Genomic DNA, 16542 nt, shown 5'->3' on the forward strand with positions numbered 1-16542 from the left:
AAAAAATATAAAAAAATAAAAATGATCTTGTCCAATACCGGGCAGCCCGGTTGTTATTGATTTATAAAACAGTTTAAAACCGCTTAAAAAATCAAAACAATGGACGTAAGAATCAATTTGCAGGAAAATGGAAAACAGGCTTTTGCTGCGCTCTTCGGAATGAACAAATACCTGTCTAAATGCGGCATCGAAGACATGCTGCTGGAACTTATCTACTTCAGGGTATCCCAGATCAATGGCTGTGCTTACTGCCTGGATATGCATGCCAAAGACCTGAGGGCCAAAGGCGAAACCGAGCAACGCCTGTACCTGCTCAGTTCCTGGCACGAAGCGCCCCTGTATACCGGCCGCGAACGTGCAGCGCTTACCTGGGCCGAAGCCTTAACCAAATTGGGTGGCGGTACCGTACCGGATCGTATCTACAACGCCGTACGCGAAGAGTTTTCCGAACAGGAGGTGATCGACCTTACGGTGGCTGTCATAACCATCAACAGTTATAACCGTATCAATATCGCCTTTGGAGCGCCGGTAGGTACTTACGAAGTAGGCCAGTTCAATTCTTAAAATAACCCGCTAAACCCATAAAAAAATGAACGAGTTCTTATTGATCTTCAGGAAAGAAAATGAAAGCCGGGAAAGCCAGCCTTCCCCCGAGCAGATGCAGGCATCCATCAAACCCTGGCAGGACTGGCTGGGCGGTATTGCCGCACGCAATAAACTGGTAAGCGCCGGTAACCGGTTGCATGCCGAAGGCATGGTCGTAAAACCCGGTAATATGGTGACCAATGGCCCGTATGTTGATATTAAAGAAGCCATCGGCGGCTTTACCATCGTGCGCGCCGAAGACTTCGATGAAGCTACCGAGATGGCAAAAGCCTGTCCTATACTGACCGCACCCTGGAATGGCAGTGTGGAAGTAAGGATGTTGATGGAACGTGAACTCTGATATAAACGGGTTGCCTTTGTATCTTGCAAAGGCAACCCTCTTTTTTTATGAACGAACAGGAGCTGCTCCCGCATTTATTCAGAACGGAATACCGGAAGATCGTTTCGGTACTCTGCGCCAGTTTTGGTATCGAGCATATCGAAACGGCCGAAGACCTGGTCAGTGATACCTTCCTGGCCGCAGCGGAACTGTGGTCGTTAAAAGGGCTGCCACCCAACCCGGTAGCCTGGTTATACACCGTGGCGAAGAATAAAACAAAAAACCTGTTGAAACGCGACGACCTGTTCCGCAATAAACTAAGCCCGGAGATCCGGTATCATACGGCAGCAAGCGAGTTGCCGGAACTCGACCTGTCGGAGCAGAACATCAGGGATAGCCAGCTGGCAATGATCTTTACGGTATGCGATCCCTGTATCGCGCCGGAGGCGCAGATTGCGCTGGCACTTAACCTGCTTTGCGGTTTTGGTGTACAGGAAATTGCCGATGCCTTTCTTACCGGCAGGGAGGTGATCTATAAACGACTGAGCCGTGCCAAAGAAAAACTGAAACAGGAACAGATCGCGATCGAGAAGCCGGTTGCAGCGGCAGTGGGCGACCGGATGGACCGGGTACTTACTGCCTTATATCTCTTGTTCAACGAAGGGTACTATTCGATGGTTGCCGATTCTGTAGTACGCAAGGACCTGTGTGCAGAAGCAATGCGGCTGGCCTACCTGCTTACCGAAGATGCCATAACCGATACGCCGGCCGTAAATGCCTTACTGGCCCTGATGTGCTTCCATGTGTCCCGCTTTGATGCGCGCACCGACGAGCGCGGCGAGATTGTATTGTACGCCGACCAGGATACCCGTTTGTGGAGTCCCGAACTGGTCGGTAAAGGCACCTTCTACCTCAATAAGGCTTCGCAGGGTACGCAATTATCCCGGTACCACCTCGAGGCGGCCATTGCCTACTGGCATACCCGCAAAGAGGATACTGCCGAAAAATGGGAAGCGATCCTGCAGCTCTACAACCAATTGCTGCAGCTCGAATACTCGCCCATAGCCGCGCTGAACCGCACTTACGCCCTGTCCAAAGCCAACGGGAAAGAGGAAGCGATAGCCGCCGCCTTACAACTGGGGCTTAGCGGCAACCAGTTCTACCATTCCTTGCTCGGTCACCTGTATACCGGTATCGATACCGCTCAAGCCATCGGTTATTATGAAGAAGCGCTGCGGCTGGCGCATACGCCCGCCGAACAAGCGCCGCTGCTCCGCAACCTGGAACGTTTAAGCAACCCTGCGCATGAATCCCATAACCCGTAACAATTTTATCGTCATTACCGGCGGCCCCGGAGCGGGTAAGACTACCCTGATCCGCGAGCTGGAGCAGCGTGGCTACCGCTGTATAGAAGAAGTGGCACGCCGGCTGATTGCCGAACAACTGGAAGCCGGTGGCGATGCCTTGCCCTGGCAGGACAAAGAAAGATATAAACAACTGATGTTCGACCGGTCGGTAGCCGCTTACCGGGATACGCCTGATGAGGATAAACCGGTGTTCTTCGACCGCGGCCTGCCCGATACTTTATGTTATGCGGCGCTGGAAGGATTACAGATCAGCGACGAGATGAAAGTCCTGGCTGCCGGCCTGCGTTACCATACTACAGTCTTTTTATTGCCGCCCTGGCAGGCCATTTACCATACCGATCGCGAGCGTAAACAAGATTGGCAGGAAGCGGTGCGTACCGCTGCCCTTATGGAACAGACCTATACTGACTATGGCTACAGGCCCGTAACGGTGCCAACCGGACCGGTAGCAGCTCGTGCCGATTTTGTGCTGCAAACCCTTGCGAACGGCGGCTGATCAGGCCTGCAGCCGGTCGCGCTTTTCCTGCTCCCTGATTTTCTTCCGGTGCTGTTTGCCCCAACTGATCATTTCGAGGATAATGTTGCCGAACGATTTACAGTATTCGGTCGATACATACTCCACCTTCGTTGGGAAGTCTGGATCTTCGATCCTTCGGATCAGCTTATTCAGCTCCATCTCTTTCAATTCCCGCGAAAGCATACGGGTGGTAATGCCCGGTATGCTGCGTTCGATCTCGCGAAAACGGTGGTTGCCGTTGCAGATCGAATTGATGATCGGCAGTTTCCACTTGCCGCCGATCACGTAGATCGTATCCTGCAGGGCCTGTATCTCGTCGGCCTGGTTACGCGGGCTGGATAATATCGCTTTTATGGCTTTACTGTTCATTTGGTATCATGCGTTATACTGGTTACAAAGTTATACCACCTGGCCGATACCTTTGTGTTTTCATTTAAAAAAATACACATTATGAACATGAAGGATAAAGTAGTCGTCATTACCGGCGGCAACAGCGGTATTGGTTATGCCACCGCTAAAGAACTTAAATCGCTTGGTGCAAAAGTAACGATAACAGGTAGGCGTAAAGCCGCACTGGAGGAGGCTGCGGCCGATCTCGGCGTCGATGCTATAGTCGCCGACCAGTCGAAGCTGGAAGATATAGAACAACTGGTGGCAGCAGTAAAGGAACAACACGGTAACGTAGATTTCCTGTTTATCAATGCGGGCATTGCCCAAACCTCGCTGATCGCAGCGGCTACCGAGCAGCATTTCGACGATATCATGGATATCAATTTTAAAGGTGCTTATTTTACCCTGAGCCGCTTTATTCCCTTGTTGCAGGCGGGTAGTTCGGTCATCTTCCTGTCGTCCAATACGGCCAGTATGAATCACCCGGCCTCGTCGGTATACTCGGCAAGTAAGGCCGCATTAAATGTTATCATGCGGGTAGCCGCGCTCGAGCTGGCCCCGCTGGGTATACGGGTAAACGCGGTAAGCCCCGGACCTACCCAAACGGAAGTGTTGAACAAGGCTGGCCTGGACGCTTCGGCGCTGGCGCAATTGCAGGAGCAGATCGTAGCGCGGGTGCCCCTGGCTAAAATGGGTACGGCCGATGATGTCGCTAAAATGGTGGCTTATCTTTTTGGTGAACACGCCTCCTTTATTACGGGCTCCGAATTTATTATGGACGGTGGTATGGTGTTATAACCCGTATGCAGGGATTGGCGAAGCCTGCCGCGACGATACAGGTCACAGCAGGCTTTGGTGGGTTAGTCTATTTTAATATCGTAATGGGCCAGCAGGCCGGTAACGGCGGGCAGCGAGAACCGGGCCTTTTTGATCCGGTTCTTTTCGGGGTTGATAGCATAGTTGACGGCTGTTCTGAAATCGGCTTTTTCCAGCACCGAACGATCGAAGGTAGCGCCTGCCAGGTCGCATTGCTCAAATACCGCATTGCTGAAATCGCTTTCCGAAAAGTCGGCTTCTTTCAGCTGGCAGTTGCGGAAGCGGGTCTTGGTCAGTTTCAACTGGTAAAACGAAGCATGGTCGAGCAGGCAGTTGTCGAAGGAGAAGGTCATGCCAAAGGTATTGCAATTGGGAAATTGCAGGCCCAGCATTTTACAGTCCTTGAAATGAGTATCGCGAATGGATGCCTGGTTAAGTTTCGCCAGGCTGAGGTTGCAGCTGATAAAGGTGCAGCCGGTGAAGAGCTGTTGCTTCAGGTCGGCCTCCTGGAACTGGCAGCCGGTAAAGGTGCAACGCTCGTATTCGGCTTTGGGCAAGGGTTGCAGGGTGGCGTCCCATTTATCGAAAATCCTGTCTGTAATATATTCCGGCTCCATCTTGGTCTTACTCTTTTTGGGGTTGTGGCCTGCAAAGCTAAAGAATTCATCAACCCTGACCATTAAAAAAAGCAGGCAAAGATGGGATAACCGGAGCGATAGGGAGGTGTCATTATAAAAGAAATGCTTCTGACCAGTTGCGGTGTTCTCCGGACAGGTAGTCGGCAAGTACGATACCTACGCCCGCCCAGCCATCCAGCAGACTTACCGGGTTATCCTTGTATTGCTCTTCGGTCATGTTCTTGTCGGTCTGTGCAATGGTTTCGCTGATCCAGTATCCATAAGGCTCGAGATAAGCTTCGTTACCCGTTTCCCGGTACAGGCATTTATAAAACTGTGCCAGACCGGCACTGCCATGACAAAAGTGGCTGTCGGTGCTGAGGGTGTCTTCGGCAGTTCTGCGGCTTAAGGTATGCAGGCCAATACGCTCGGCCGTTTCCAGGTATTGCGGCTCGTTCAGCAGGTTGCCCGCTCTTACCAGCAGCAGGGCTATATTGAGGTCGCCATAACACCAGGCCAGGCGGTTAGAGATACTGGGTGGCGCATCGGAACCAATGGTAAAAGGAAACAGGGTAAGCTCTTCGCGCGTGGCGCCGGCAGGGAGTTCCAGTTGCAGGATAAATGCAATGCCGGTCCTGATCAGCTCTTCGGCGCGGGCCTGGTCCTGCAGGCGGGGCCAGGCAGCAATCAACAGCAGCAGCAAACCGCTGAGCCCGTGTGCCAGGCCCAGGTCGGCCTTATTGTTGAGCCGCTCCAGGCTCTTGTTGACAAAATAAATGCCCCCGGGTGTCACTACCGCTTTGTCCATAAACAAGGTGGCTAACCGGTTGAGGTAACGGTCGGTAACGGCTGTTGGCCGGCGTGCCGAAAAGTAATGGAAGGCGCCCATGGCGCCGTGCAGGTAATCGGTTTCGCCTTGTTCGAGTTGTGCATAGGCGCTATCGAACAGGTATTCGTCGAGGTCGGCAAATTCTTCATCGAGATCGAAATCGATCAGCCCGTTCCGCTGGAGGTTGCATACCGTATAGGCAAAGCCGGTAGCGCCATTGGCATAGGCCGTACCGTTCAGGCGGGCATTGGTGCCGTTTACTTCTTCAAATACCGTCATCAGCAGGTTTTCGCCCCGCGCCACCAAATCCGGATCGTCCAGTATAGCCCCGGTATGATAATAGTAATACGCCAGGCCCAAAGCCCCGCTGAGCAAACCATTATGGGGTATATCGCTTGTTGCCAGCAGCTCGTTGATCCGCTGTATCTTTTCCCGGGCAAGATCCTTCATAAGTTGCCTGTTTTTTCTGCAAAATGGACAGAATCCCTCCCGGTAAAAAAAAAGATGTACGAGCCTGTGCTTTCCTGTTGCCAGCCGGACTTTGCGGGGTACAAAGCCTGCTTAATGGATCATACGCGACCGCATCATTTCCAGGAACGCCGGCCGGTATACATTACCCAGGATGATTTCTGCCTTGTTGTTCCGTTTTAAAATGATCGCGTTGCCGTCTACTGCTGCGATATTGGCAATCGGTACGATAAAGGATTTATGCACCCGGATAAACTGTTTGGAGGAAAGACTTTCTTCCAGGTCTTTCATATTCATCAGCGACAACAGCTTACGGTCGCCGCAGATGATGGCTACATAGTTGCGCATGCCTTCGATATAGTCGATCTCGTTGATCTCTACTTTGATAAGCTTGCCTTTGCTGTCGCCTTGTATAATGATAAAGTCTTCGTGGGCGCCGGCTTTGGGCGAGGTTTGTGCATCTATGATTTCCTTGGCCTTTTGTGTGGCTTTGAGAAAACGGGTAAAGGGTACCGGTTTCAACAGGTAATCGATGATGTCGAGGTCGAAACCATCGAGGGCATACTGGCTATAGGCTGTGGTAAAAATAACCTTACACTTCCCGTTGATGGCCTTTACGAATTCAAGACCGGTAAGGCCCGGCATCTGGATGTCGAGAAAGATGAGGTCGATATCCTTTTCGTTAATCAGGCTCAGGCCTTCCAGCGGATCAGTAGTGGTCGCTACCAGCTTCAGGTAGGGCACTTTTTCTACATAAGCAGCAATGATATTGATCGCCGGCTGCTCATCGTCTATAATCAGGCATTGGATCATTTGTGCAGGGTTTGTTCTGGTTCGAAATAGGGGATAGTCAGCTGTACTTTAAATAAGTTTCCTTCGTTTATCGTTTGCAGTCCTTTGTCGCTGTTGTACAGCAGCACCAGGCGTTGCCTGATGTTGCTGATGCCCAGGCCCTGGGATACGCCAGCAATTACAGGGTTTTTCTTATTTACGGTCGTAAAGATCAGTTTTTTTTCTTTTTCATCTATCGTGCAGGTTATTTCGGCTTTGCTGGCCGCGTCTTTCAGGTCGGCATGTTTGAATATATTTTCTACCAGGGTCATCAGCAGCATGGGCACGATCTTTTTATGTTCCGTATTGCCCTCGATCTTCAGGCTTACGGGTATCTTGTCGGAGAACCGGAACTTGTTTAGCTGAACCACATTCTGGATATGTTCGATTTCATCTTCTAGGTTGGCCAGGCCGCGCGTGGCTGAGAAGTCGGTGAGCGAGTAGCGCATCATTTGCGATAGCAGCATAATCGCTTCGGCCACATCGGGGCGTTGCTGGAAGGTTTCGGAATAAAAAAAGTTAAGACAGTTGTACAGGAAGTGCGGGTTGATCTGTGCACGCAGGAAGTTGTTTTCCGATTGCAGCAACTCTTTCTGCAGGATCAGTTTTTGCTGTTCCAGCTCCTTTACCTTCTCCTGTTTCATAAAGAACTTAACCACGAAGAAATAACCTATGGCCGGGATAAAAAACTGCGTGGTAACCTGGGTTACGGTAAAAATGATCTGCTGCTGGGTAAATACAACAGGCTCGTACAGCTTATTGTAAACAAAAACATACAGCAGCGTAAAGGAGTAGCTGCCGCTAACGCAGATCAGCAGCAGGGGTATACTGTACAGCTTCTTGCGTTTGGGCGCCAGGAACAGGAAGTACAGGAAGGCGTAAGCCGTATAAAATACCCAGAACTGTTGGAACAGGATAATGAACTCGATAGGAAGATGAAAGCTCGGCGCGAAAAAAAAATCCATGGACATTGCCCAGACGGAGTAGCATAACAAGACAAGAAGATGCCATTTCGTTTTTTTCATAATCGGTTGGGGCGCTTGCCCCTGGTCATATTAAAACGCAAAGTACCGGCAAGCCGATACTTTGCGTAATTGGTGTTAAACAATATCAGGTTACGTTCCCGGTAATGCTGCTGCATAGGCTACCGGCAGGTATTAGGGGTATTGGATCAATTGTTTATCTTGTTTATCGCTGTCGGTATCGGGCTTCTGCGGCTTGTAAGGACAGTTGGTGCCCAGGTATCCGCTATAAATGGATAAGCCGCTTGTAGTGGTCTGGCCTCCGGTATTTTTGCCTTCAAGCGGACCACCGCCATTGATCTGGGCAGCTTCTGCTGCACTAAGGTCTGCAATTACCATTTTTTTCAGACCGAGCCTGGAGGTCATAGATTTACGGATCGTACGCTTCATATTTTACTTCTGTTTAAAATGATGAGTGATGTGGCAAATTAACGCAATTTAATGATATATATAATTTAATACGCGAAATATCACTAACTGGTGACAAACGACAGGATTTCGGGTACAATCGGCCTTTTTCGCGGTCAAAATCGGCCTGTTTTTGTGTTAAAGTGTTCAAAAATAATCGCTTAGATAGCCGTATTTCCTCCGGCCCGGCAGCGGGGTAAACGCTTGTAAAAAAAGTAAAATGCTGGTTTTCAATCTTATTGAAAAAAAGACACTGCAGCGTGGCAATAATCTCTAAAAAACCACTGCAAGCCATGGGGCTTGCAGTGGTTCCGTTAACTACGGCATCGTATGATTAAATGAATTTAGTGGTCAGGTCGATCACGTCGATGATGAAATCGCCGGGAGGTTTAGGGCCTGTTTCGCGGTTGCAGCACAGGAAACCGGAACAGTTACCATAAGAGGTAGTGAATTGTGGTTTACCACCGGCTACTGCGGTCATTTCATTTTTAGACAGGTTGGCGATGGCTTGTTTTTTCAGTTGCAGTTTAGAACTGCCGGCCAGGTTTGTTTTTTTCATGATCGTTTGTTTTTTGTATAAGGAAGAAAATACGTATTGAAATAATGCGGACCTCCGCGTAATGGTGCTGGTTATACGAGAGGTTGCATACCCAGGCCGTTGTCGTTATTATCCGTCGTACACTTTAAAGTCGGGAAAAAATCGTCGATCAGTACGGTTGACTTCGTAGGTGAGCAGCAAAGGAAACCGCTGCAATTACCGAAGGATGTGGTCCAGGCAGGTTTACCACCTTGTACGTTTTCTGATTCTGATTTGCTCAGGTTAGCGATGGCTTGTTTCCTGAATTGCAGTTTGCTGTTGTTTTGATTTATTTTTTTCATGCTGTAAATTTTAGAGGTGCTGTAAACAAGAAAATAGAGGTGCTGTAAATAAGAAACCGGTTACCTGGTGTGTGTGCCCTGTAATGCAGTAGCGTCGCAGGACACACACGTATAATTTTTTCAGGTTGTAATGGGCAACGCTTCGCCGGGCCCGCTACCATAAGGGTACAGGAGTACAGCAGGTATGCTGTATCACTTCGATACTGTTACAGGGAGAAGCCGGTTGGCGTATGTGCCGGGTATTACTGAGGCGTATTGTTACCGCCGCAATCGTTGGTGATGTTGTCGATGATGTCTTTGATCAGTTCTTTACTCTTAGAAGGAGAGCAACATAAGAAGCCGCTGCATTTTCCGAAAGAGGTAGTCCAGGCCGCTTCCCCGCCTTGTACATGGCTCATTTCAGAACGGTTCAGGTTAACGATCGCTTCTTTCCTGAATTGCAGTTTGCTGTTTGCAGTTTGATTTACTTTTTTCATGTTATGCAATTTTTGAAATTAGTATTTGTTCCTACTCTGTTATAAAGGTTTTCGGATTCCCCTTTTTTTGAAGGCATGCGGAAGCCTGCAGTATTCCGTGCCGGTACTGGTATACTCATGTTTACTAAATCTAATGGAGGGGCTGTATTGCTGATCAGGCAAAGGTTGCCGCCTGGAGCACCGGCGGATTTTCCTCCGGTGCTGTTGTGCCATCCAGGTCGCAGCAGAATACCCCTGTGCAGCGGCCTATAGAAGTGCTCCATGCCCGGGGTTCTGCATTTCCTCCTTTTATATAATCCAGGCTGCTTACCGATAAAGTAGCGATGGCCTGTTTATGTAAATGAAGTTTTCCTTTTTTATAAGTAGTCGATTTCATAGCAGTGTTTTAATCAGGAATGTATAAGCCACTTGAATGGTATCGATCGCTGAAACATATAGCTGTTGCGGTATTGCTGTTTTGCTGTATGTTTTTGCTAAGATAAAAGTAGATCAATATTTATAACGGCAAACGATTATTACACCAACAGTAACTTTTAGCATACAAACTATAAAATGACCCTAATAAGCCGCGTGCAGAAAATTGCGTTAAGCGAATCTTACGCCCGTATTAACTTTGGACGAATTAATGGTTGGTTAATTGAACCGTAATATTTCCCTGCTACTTTTGCATTCAAAATCAATGGCCATGAAATCTACCCGCTTGTTTGTATACTTTGCAGTCCTGGCAACCGCTCCCGGCGCGCTCTGGGCAAGGAAAGAAAAGGCAGTGCAGGGCAATCAGCAGCAGGCGCAGGTATTGATCGTAGGCCTCGATAAAAATGTAAAATCGAACTATTATTACGACGACCTGATCGCTGAGCAGACGGGTATACAGGCCGATAGTATCGATCACCGGTATAATGCCATCATTGCTGCAAACATCATCGCTGCGGGCAGTAACGGCTCCTGCCGCTTTACCTTTGCCAACCTGGAACCTGCAGTACATTGCGAGCGTATTGTCGGTAAGATCCATGTGGCGGGCGAAGCGGAACAATGCGTAGCCAGCCTCAACGATGTTACTACAGAAGAGCTGCGGGCTACCCTGGACGAAGCGCATGCCGATTACCTGCTGGTGCTCAACCAGCACTACCTGAAATGGCAGGAAGAGCCTATGCGCACGGTATTTCACATGATCAGCTATACTTTATTTGATAAGAATAAGAAACAGGTGACTTCAGGTAACCAGTACTTTACCTCTATGAATCTTGAAGCGCCCGATAAAGTAGCGCAGCTGAGCCGCAAGACCAGTTCGAAGATTGCCGCTGCCATTGCCCGTTCCCTGGATTGATAACCTGACCCTAACCATTTACAGTTATAAATAAGATGACTCCCGGTGCTGCACCGCGGAACAGGCCGTAGTATGTCTGCTGCAGAAGACAAGACGGCACCTGTATCCCGGCAGATGCCGGAAGCGCCTCCTATTGCCCGGACCCAGCCATAACCAACCACTCCTTTATTCCGTAACCAAAAATCAACAGCATGATTAAAATCATTACAAGAGTTCTGTCCCTTTGTATGCTGCTGCTCTGCATCCCCGCAGTGCTGTTTGCCCAGGGCACCCAGGCTATTATCGCAGGTAAGGTTTCCGATACAAAGACCGGGCCTGCCATAGGCGCTACGATCACTGTTAAAAACGAATCAACAGGTTTTAAAACAAGTACGCTTTCCAACGAAAAAGGGGAGTACACGATCAAACAGTTACCGCTTGGCAGTCCTTATACCGTAACTGTTACCTATATGGGCTTCGGCGAACAAAAAAAGACGGGGTATACCCTTAACCAGGGCGACCTGCTGCGCATCAACTTCGACCTCGAAAGTGCCTCCACCGAGATCAAAGCCGTGGAAGTAGTGGCCAACTCGCTGAAGAATAATGTGAAGACCATCGGTTCGGCTACCTCCGTTACTGCCAAGGATATTGCAAAGCTGCCGGTTAACGGGCGTAACTTTACGTCACTCATCGACCTTTCGCCCCTGAGCTCCGGCATTAATCTCTCCGGGCAGCTGGCTTCCTCTACCAACTTCACGATCGATGGTATGACCGCCAAAGGCACGGTGGCCGCGGGTACCACGGCCGGCGCCTATTCGATATCGATGGAGGCCGTGCGTGAATTTAAAGTAGTCACGAATCAATACGATGTTACCTATGGCCGCAGTGGTGGCGGTACCATCAGCACGGTTACCAAATCAGGCACCAATACCTTATCCGGCAGTGCCTTCACTTTTGCCCGTACCAACTGGCTGTCCAGCCGTTACGACCTGCGGGGCAATGAGCGTAATCAGAAGTATTCGACCTACCAGTACGGCTTTTCGCTCGGCGGCCCCATTATCCGGGACCGTGCGCACTTCTTCGTGGCATGGGATCACCAGGCCGACTCCCGCCCGCTGTACATTGCAGACATACAGGCGCCTACAGACGAAGCCAACTATAAAGTGAACCAGGCGACCCTTGATCGCTATATGGGTATAGGCCGTGCCAAATATGGTTTAGGTAGTTCGCCCCAGTTCGGCGCTTTCGATAAGAGCAAAAGAACAGAAGCGGCTTTCGCCCGTATCGACTGGCAGCTGAATTCCCGTAACCTGCTTACTATCCGTAATAACTTTATCTATGATATGGACAACCAGTCGGATGGCGATAACTCGGGTATCAACCTGTATGAAAGCTATTCCAGCCGTAAAAGTTATAACAATAGTCTCATGGCCACCCTGCGTTCCGTACTGGGTCCCAGGATTACCAATGAGCTGAAAGTGCAACACTTCCTGGTAAGCGAGGAGATGATTGCCAATAACCTGTTGCCTTCGGCCAGTATCCCGCGTGCCATCGTCGAGAACGTAGAGTCGGTATCCGGCAGCCAGAAGTATTATAACTCCATCCAGCTGGGTGGCCAGCGTTATACTCCCGAATGGTTTAAGGACAACGTGGTACAGCTGGTCAACAACCTGTATTACAATACCGGTAAGATCAATTATACCTTTGGTGTGGACCTGATGTATACCAATATGCATTCGCGTTACGGCAGTGAAATGAATGGCCGCTTTTACTTTACAGGCTTGGATAATTTCGACAACCTGAAGCCTTACCGTTATGCCCGGGACGTGTCCCTGGTCAGCGATCCCAGTGTAAGGATGAATACCCTGGCCTCCGGCGCTTATGCACAGATGGAGACCAAACTGGCGAGGGGCCTGGATATGATGGCCGGCCTCCGGCTGGATTATACCCGTTACTTCGATCGTGCAAATTTCAGCCAGACCGTATACAATGAACTGGGCCTGCGTACCGATAATGCCGTGTCTACCCTGCAGCTGCAACCCCGTATCCAGTTTAACTGGGACGTAGCCGAGAAACATACCGACATCGTGCGCCTGGGCGGTGGTATTTTCGGATCCGACCTCAACAACTATTCCATGATCAATAATATGTTGTTCGATGGTACCCGCATCGCGTCTATCGATGTGCAGGGAGCCCTGGTGCCTGCGCCTAACTTCCCGGCCTACCGCCAGAACCCGGCTACAGCGCCCGGCGCCGAGTTGTTCGATATACCCGGCATCAGCAAACTGTATACCATCAATACCAATAGTGCCAATACCAAAGTTCCCGTGGTATACAAGATGAACTTCTCGTATAACCACTTCTTTACCGACAGGCTGCGTATCGGTATCAGCGGTTATGCTACCTGGGCACGCAACAACTATATGTACATCGACCGCAATATGGTGGATAAGCCCTTCTTCACCATTGCCGAAGAAGCGAACCGCGGTGTTTATGTGCCTGCTGCCAGCATCAACCCTACCAATGGCGCTACCAACTGGCTCAACAGCCGTAAGACCGACAAAGTGGGCCGTGTGCTCGAACTCGTAAGTGAAGGCAAGATCAACCAGTACTCCTTTGTAGTAGACGGTACCTACCGCTACTTCCGCGACGGGCAGGTATCCTTCTCTTATACCTGGAACGATGCTAAAGACAATACCTCCTATAATGGTAACGTAGCCAATACCGCTACCCTCGATCTTATGGTGAAGGACGATCCGCGCGATCTGAGTCATATGACTTATTCCAACGGCCAGTTCCGCCATAAAGTGGTGTTCTATGGTACAGCGCCCAGTATCTGGGGTGTTACCATAGGCCTGCGGTTCTCCGGCCTGGCGGGTACCCGTTACTCCCTGGCGGTAAGCGGTAATATGAACGGCGATTTTGTATCCTCCAACGACCTGCCCTACATCTATGATATCAATAACCCCAACACGCCGGAATACCTGCGTAAAGGCATACAGGGCATTCTCGATAACCCCGATGCTGAAGCCAGCGTGAAGAAATACCTGCGTGATAACATGGGTAAGATCGCCGAGCGTAATGGTGGTGTTAACGGCTTTTATGGCGTATTCGATCTGCGCCTGGCCAAGAAGTTCATGATCTTCAAATCTCATGGTATCGAGGCTTCCGTCGATATCTTCAACCTGGCTAATATGTTTAAGAAGAGCTGGGGTGTAGGGCATAACCTGGGTAAGCAAAACCTGTATACCATTAAAAGTTTCGATACCGAGAATCAGCGTTTTGTATACAACGTAAACGGTACTACCGGTGTATCCGGTCTTAATGGTAGCCCTTTCCAGGTACAGCTGGGACTGCGTTACGCCTTTTAAATAAAAAAGAACAGGCATGCATTTAAGGATCACATACTGCCCCGGTGGCGGTAGGTGATCCTTGTTTTAAACCGGTTGATACGGCCATCCTTAATAAAAGATTTATGAGTAAGACAAAAATAAAAATAGGCATGCTTGCGCTGATGATCGGTAGTAATGCCGTATTTGCCCGCACCCGGATCATTGCCCACCAGGGATATTGGGACTGTGCCGGCTCGGCCCGCAATTCGGTAGCCGCGCTGGGCAAGGCCCAGGAGCTTAAAGTATATGGCTCCGAATTCGATGTGCATCTTACCAGCGATGGCGTACTCGTGGTATATCATGATGATGAGATCGATGGCAAACTGATAGAGGCCCATACGTACGCGGAGCTTCGGGAAGTAAGGCTGACCAATGGCGAAAAGCTGCCGACCCTGGAGCAATACCTCGAGCAGGGCAAAAAGGCCAAAGGCACGAGGCTGATCCTGGAAATAAAGCCGCATAAGGACAAGCACGCCGAAGACCGCGCGGTAGCCGCTATCCTGGATATGGTCAAGAAACACAAAGCCGAAGGCATTACCGAATACATCTCTTTCAGCCTAAACATCTGTAAAGAGCTGTTGCGCTTGTCTCCTGGTGTTACCGTGGCTTACCTCAAGGGCGATCTTGCCCCGCAGGCCTTGAAAAACCTGGGTTTGAGCGGACTGGATTATCACTATAGCGTCATCGGCGATCATCCCGGTTGGATCAAAGCGGCGCAGGCCCTGGGTATGACCGTCAATGTATGGACCGTAAACGATCCTGTTATCGTAAAAACACTGGTCGGTCAGGGTGTGGATTATATCACTACAGATAAGCCGGTCGAAATGACCGCCCTGTTGCGCTGAGTGGTAAGCCGCGCCAATTGTATTGTTGCTCTTTAACTTATTAATGCTTCTTTATGAAAAAACTTCTTTTTGCATGCCAGCTTTCGCTGGGCCTTACGGCAGGTCTTTATGCACAGGACCGCCATGTTATCGTGATCAGCGTGGACGGTTTCCGTCCCGAATTTTATAAAGACCCCTCCTGGGGTATGGTCAACCTGCGCCAGGCGATGGGCGAAGGCGCTCATGCCGAGGGCGTACGCGGTGTATTTCCTACGGTTACTTATCCGTCGCATACCACGATACTGACCGGTGTAAAGCCGCTGAAACATGGTATCTACTATAACACGCCGGTAGAAGCCACGGGCATTACCGGCCGCTGGTATTGGGAGCATGACTCCATTAAAGTGCCGACTATATGGACGGCGGCCAAGAAGGCGGGCCTGAGCACGGCCTGTGTAAGCTGGCCGGTTACCGTGGGGGCGCCTATTACCTACAATATACCCGAAACCTGGGATCTGCCTGCCCGGGAGGGCGGAGAGATGGACCGTATAGCCGCTACCGCCAGGCAAGCCAACCCTGCCGGGCTGTTTGAAGAGGTACAGCAATATGCAACCGGCAAACTCGATGCCAGCGACTTTACACTCGATTACCTCAGCGGTGATGAAAACCTGGCCCGTATCGGTGCTTACCTGGTACGCAAATACAAGCCCGGTTTCCTGGCGGTGCATATTGCCAATGTCGATCATTTCGAACACGAGCAGGGCAGGGATGGCGATAAAGTACGTGCAGCCGTAGCCTCGGCCGATCGTGCAATCAAAACCATTATCGAAGCCACGGAGAAAGCAGGCATCCGGGAGAATACGACCTTCCTGGTCGTAGGCGATCACGGTTTTGTCGATATCCATACCCAGCTTGCGCCTAATGTATTGTTGACTAAAGCGGGTCTTATCGATCCTAAAAACCGTAAAGACTGGAAAGCTTATTTCCATGCCAGCGGCGGCTCCACCTTCCTGCACCTGCGCGACAACAAGGATAAGCAGACCCTGGAAAAAGTAAAAGCCTTACTGGCTGCTATGCCTGCAGCGCAGAAAAACCTGTTCCGCGTGGTAGACCGTGCCGAGCTGGATGTCGTTGGCGCCGACCCGAATGCCGCGCTGGCACTGGCTCCCGTGCAGGGTGTTACCTTCAGTCCTGCGCTCGAGGGCGATATCCTGAAAGCGGCACATGGCGGCACGCATGGTTACTATCCCGATTTTAAAGAGATACAGACTGGTTTCGTCGCTTTTGGTAAAGGTATCCGCAAGGGCGTAACGCTGCCGGTAATGGGCCTGGAAGATATTGCCCCGCTTATTGCACGGCTGCTCAATATCGACTTCCCTTCGGCCGACGGTATCCTGTATCCCGGTCTGCTGGCTAAATAAACAGGGCACGTGTTGTTACCGTTACCACATGGTTACTTATAAAAAAAGGTGTTC

Annotated in this window: 19 protein-coding genes; 9 read left to right on the plus strand and 10 right to left on the minus strand. The window is 50.2% G+C overall.

Annotated features, from left to right (window positions below; genetic code table 11):
* The first annotated feature begins 99 nt into the window (after positions 1 to 99).
* The 4 genes from B0I18_RS08625 to B0I18_RS08640 are packed head-to-tail and all read left to right on the plus strand — an operon-like array spanning position 100 to position 2788.
* Positions 100 to 564: a carboxymuconolactone decarboxylase family protein gene (locus B0I18_RS08625; RefSeq protein ID WP_106522284.1), complete on the plus strand. Its 465-nt coding sequence runs from the start codon at positions 100 to 102 to the stop codon at positions 562 to 564.
* A gap of 25 nt (positions 565 to 589) precedes the next feature.
* Positions 590 to 946: a YciI family protein gene (locus tag B0I18_RS08630; protein ID WP_106522285.1), complete on the plus strand. Its 357-nt coding sequence runs from the start codon at positions 590 to 592 to the stop codon at positions 944 to 946.
* A gap of 47 nt (positions 947 to 993) precedes the next feature.
* On the plus strand, positions 994 to 2250 hold the full coding sequence (locus tag B0I18_RS08635) for an RNA polymerase sigma factor (RefSeq protein ID WP_106522286.1): 1257 nt from the start codon (positions 994 to 996) through the stop codon (positions 2248 to 2250).
* Positions 2231 to 2788 carry an AAA family ATPase gene (locus B0I18_RS08640; RefSeq protein WP_106522287.1) on the plus strand — a complete coding sequence of 186 codons (558 nt, stop codon included), beginning with the start codon at positions 2231 to 2233 and terminating at the stop codon, positions 2786 to 2788. Before B0I18_RS08635 ends, B0I18_RS08640 begins: the two co-directional genes overlap by 20 nt.
* Here the strand turns inward: B0I18_RS08640 and B0I18_RS08645 are convergent, their stop codons facing one another.
* On the minus strand, positions 2789 to 3178 hold the full coding sequence (locus B0I18_RS08645; RefSeq protein ID WP_106522288.1) for a winged helix-turn-helix transcriptional regulator: 390 nt from the start codon (positions 3176 to 3178) through the stop codon (positions 2789 to 2791).
* Positions 3179 to 3259: 81 nt separating this feature from the next.
* On the opposite strand from B0I18_RS08645, the gene B0I18_RS08650 reads away from it, so the two are divergent.
* Positions 3260 to 3997 carry an SDR family oxidoreductase gene (locus tag B0I18_RS08650; protein ID WP_181358390.1) on the plus strand — a complete coding sequence of 246 codons (738 nt, stop codon included), beginning with the start codon at positions 3260 to 3262 and terminating at the stop codon, positions 3995 to 3997.
* A 62-nt stretch (positions 3998 to 4059) separates the two neighbouring features.
* Here B0I18_RS08650 and B0I18_RS08655 read toward each other — a convergent pair whose 3' ends face one another.
* The 9 genes from B0I18_RS08655 to B0I18_RS08695 all read right to left on the minus strand — a co-directional run bounded on the left by B0I18_RS08655 (position 4060) and on the right by B0I18_RS08695 (position 9921).
* The gene (locus B0I18_RS08655; RefSeq protein WP_106522289.1) at positions 4060 to 4632 is read right to left on the minus strand and encodes a pentapeptide repeat-containing protein; all 573 of its coding nucleotides are present in this window, start codon (positions 4630 to 4632) and stop codon (positions 4060 to 4062) included.
* A gap of 112 nt (positions 4633 to 4744) precedes the next feature.
* On the minus strand, positions 4745 to 5911 hold the full coding sequence (locus B0I18_RS08660) for a lanthionine synthetase LanC family protein (RefSeq protein ID WP_106522290.1): 1167 nt from the start codon (positions 5909 to 5911) through the stop codon (positions 4745 to 4747).
* 111 nt (positions 5912 to 6022) lie between these two features.
* Entirely contained in the window at positions 6023 to 6742 is a 720-nt protein-coding gene (locus B0I18_RS08665; RefSeq protein WP_106522291.1) for a LytR/AlgR family response regulator transcription factor, read from the minus strand.
* Positions 6739 to 7725 (minus strand): sensor histidine kinase, encoded by a 987-nt coding sequence (locus B0I18_RS08670; RefSeq protein WP_181358391.1) that lies wholly within the window; start codon positions 7723 to 7725, stop codon positions 6739 to 6741. The genes B0I18_RS08665 and B0I18_RS08670 overlap by 4 nt, the downstream gene beginning before the upstream one ends.
* 192 nt (positions 7726 to 7917) lie before the next feature.
* Positions 7918 to 8172, minus strand: coding sequence for a hypothetical protein (locus B0I18_RS08675; RefSeq protein ID WP_106522293.1), 255 nt, complete (start codon positions 8170 to 8172; stop codon positions 7918 to 7920).
* 352 nt (positions 8173 to 8524) lie between these two features.
* Positions 8525 to 8749 (minus strand): class I lanthipeptide, encoded by a 225-nt coding sequence (locus tag B0I18_RS08680; protein ID WP_106522294.1) that lies wholly within the window; start codon positions 8747 to 8749, stop codon positions 8525 to 8527.
* A gap of 71 nt (positions 8750 to 8820) precedes the next feature.
* Positions 8821 to 9069 carry a class I lanthipeptide gene (locus tag B0I18_RS08685; RefSeq protein ID WP_106522295.1) on the minus strand — a complete coding sequence of 83 codons (249 nt, stop codon included), beginning with the start codon at positions 9067 to 9069 and terminating at the stop codon, positions 8821 to 8823.
* Positions 9070 to 9311: 242 nt separating this feature from the next.
* Positions 9312 to 9545: a class I lanthipeptide gene (locus tag B0I18_RS08690; RefSeq protein ID WP_106522296.1), complete on the minus strand. Its 234-nt coding sequence runs from the start codon at positions 9543 to 9545 to the stop codon at positions 9312 to 9314.
* Positions 9546 to 9699: 154 nt separating this feature from the next.
* Positions 9700 to 9921, minus strand: coding sequence for a hypothetical protein (locus tag B0I18_RS08695; protein WP_106522297.1), 222 nt, complete (start codon positions 9919 to 9921; stop codon positions 9700 to 9702).
* 309 nt (positions 9922 to 10230) lie between these two features.
* Between B0I18_RS08695 and B0I18_RS08700 the strand changes: the two genes are divergently transcribed.
* From B0I18_RS08700 to B0I18_RS08715, 4 genes are all read left to right on the plus strand, one after another.
* On the plus strand, positions 10231 to 10872 hold the full coding sequence (locus B0I18_RS08700) for a hypothetical protein (RefSeq protein ID WP_106522298.1): 642 nt from the start codon (positions 10231 to 10233) through the stop codon (positions 10870 to 10872).
* A 191-nt stretch (positions 10873 to 11063) separates the two neighbouring features.
* Complete coding sequence (locus tag B0I18_RS08705) at positions 11064 to 14222, plus strand: TonB-dependent receptor (protein WP_106522299.1); 3159 nt, start codon at positions 11064 to 11066, stop codon at positions 14220 to 14222.
* A gap of 104 nt (positions 14223 to 14326) precedes the next feature.
* Positions 14327 to 15088: a glycerophosphodiester phosphodiesterase gene (locus tag B0I18_RS08710; protein ID WP_106522597.1), complete on the plus strand. Its 762-nt coding sequence runs from the start codon at positions 14327 to 14329 to the stop codon at positions 15086 to 15088.
* 53 nt (positions 15089 to 15141) lie between these two features.
* Positions 15142 to 16488, plus strand: coding sequence for an alkaline phosphatase family protein (locus B0I18_RS08715; protein ID WP_106522300.1), 1347 nt, complete (start codon positions 15142 to 15144; stop codon positions 16486 to 16488).
* Positions 16489 to 16542 lie beyond the last annotated feature (54 nt).

Origin of the sequence: Taibaiella chishuiensis (assembly GCF_003014535.1) — a bacterium.
Lineage (GTDB): Bacteria > Bacteroidota > Bacteroidia > Chitinophagales > Chitinophagaceae > Taibaiella > Taibaiella chishuiensis.

Coding starts and splice junctions, on each gene's coding strand:
- B0I18_RS08625 (WP_106522284.1), top strand. CDS start 100: ATGGACGTAAGAATCAATTTGCAGGAAAATGGAAAACAGGCTTTTGCT.
- B0I18_RS08630 (WP_106522285.1), top strand. CDS start 590: ATGAACGAGTTCTTATTGATCTTCAGGAAAGAAAATGAAAGCCGGGAA.
- B0I18_RS08635 (WP_106522286.1), top strand. CDS start 994: ATGAACGAACAGGAGCTGCTCCCGCATTTATTCAGAACGGAATACCGG.
- B0I18_RS08640 (WP_106522287.1), top strand. CDS start 2,231: ATGAATCCCATAACCCGTAACAATTTTATCGTCATTACCGGCGGCCCC.
- B0I18_RS08645 (WP_106522288.1), bottom strand. CDS start 3,178: ATGAACAGTAAAGCCATAAAAGCGATATTATCCAGCCCGCGTAACCAG.
- B0I18_RS08650 (WP_181358390.1), top strand. CDS start 3,260: ATGAACATGAAGGATAAAGTAGTCGTCATTACCGGCGGCAACAGCGGT.
- B0I18_RS08655 (WP_106522289.1), bottom strand. CDS start 4,632: ATGGAGCCGGAATATATTACAGACAGGATTTTCGATAAATGGGACGCC.
- B0I18_RS08660 (WP_106522290.1), bottom strand. CDS start 5,911: ATGAAGGATCTTGCCCGGGAAAAGATACAGCGGATCAACGAGCTGCTG.
- B0I18_RS08665 (WP_106522291.1), bottom strand. CDS start 6,742: ATGATCCAATGCCTGATTATAGACGATGAGCAGCCGGCGATCAATATC.
- B0I18_RS08670 (WP_181358391.1), bottom strand. CDS start 7,725: ATGGATTTTTTTTTCGCGCCGAGCTTTCATCTTCCTATCGAGTTCATT.
- B0I18_RS08675 (WP_106522293.1), bottom strand. CDS start 8,172: ATGAAGCGTACGATCCGTAAATCTATGACCTCCAGGCTCGGTCTGAAA.
- B0I18_RS08680 (WP_106522294.1), bottom strand. CDS start 8,749: ATGAAAAAAACAAACCTGGCCGGCAGTTCTAAACTGCAACTGAAAAAA.
- B0I18_RS08685 (WP_106522295.1), bottom strand. CDS start 9,069: ATGAAAAAAATAAATCAAAACAACAGCAAACTGCAATTCAGGAAACAA.
- B0I18_RS08690 (WP_106522296.1), bottom strand. CDS start 9,545: ATGAAAAAAGTAAATCAAACTGCAAACAGCAAACTGCAATTCAGGAAA.
- B0I18_RS08695 (WP_106522297.1), bottom strand. CDS start 9,921: ATGAAATCGACTACTTATAAAAAAGGAAAACTTCATTTACATAAACAG.
- B0I18_RS08700 (WP_106522298.1), top strand. CDS start 10,231: ATGAAATCTACCCGCTTGTTTGTATACTTTGCAGTCCTGGCAACCGCT.
- B0I18_RS08705 (WP_106522299.1), top strand. CDS start 11,064: ATGATTAAAATCATTACAAGAGTTCTGTCCCTTTGTATGCTGCTGCTC.
- B0I18_RS08710 (WP_106522597.1), top strand. CDS start 14,327: ATGAGTAAGACAAAAATAAAAATAGGCATGCTTGCGCTGATGATCGGT.
- B0I18_RS08715 (WP_106522300.1), top strand. CDS start 15,142: ATGAAAAAACTTCTTTTTGCATGCCAGCTTTCGCTGGGCCTTACGGCA.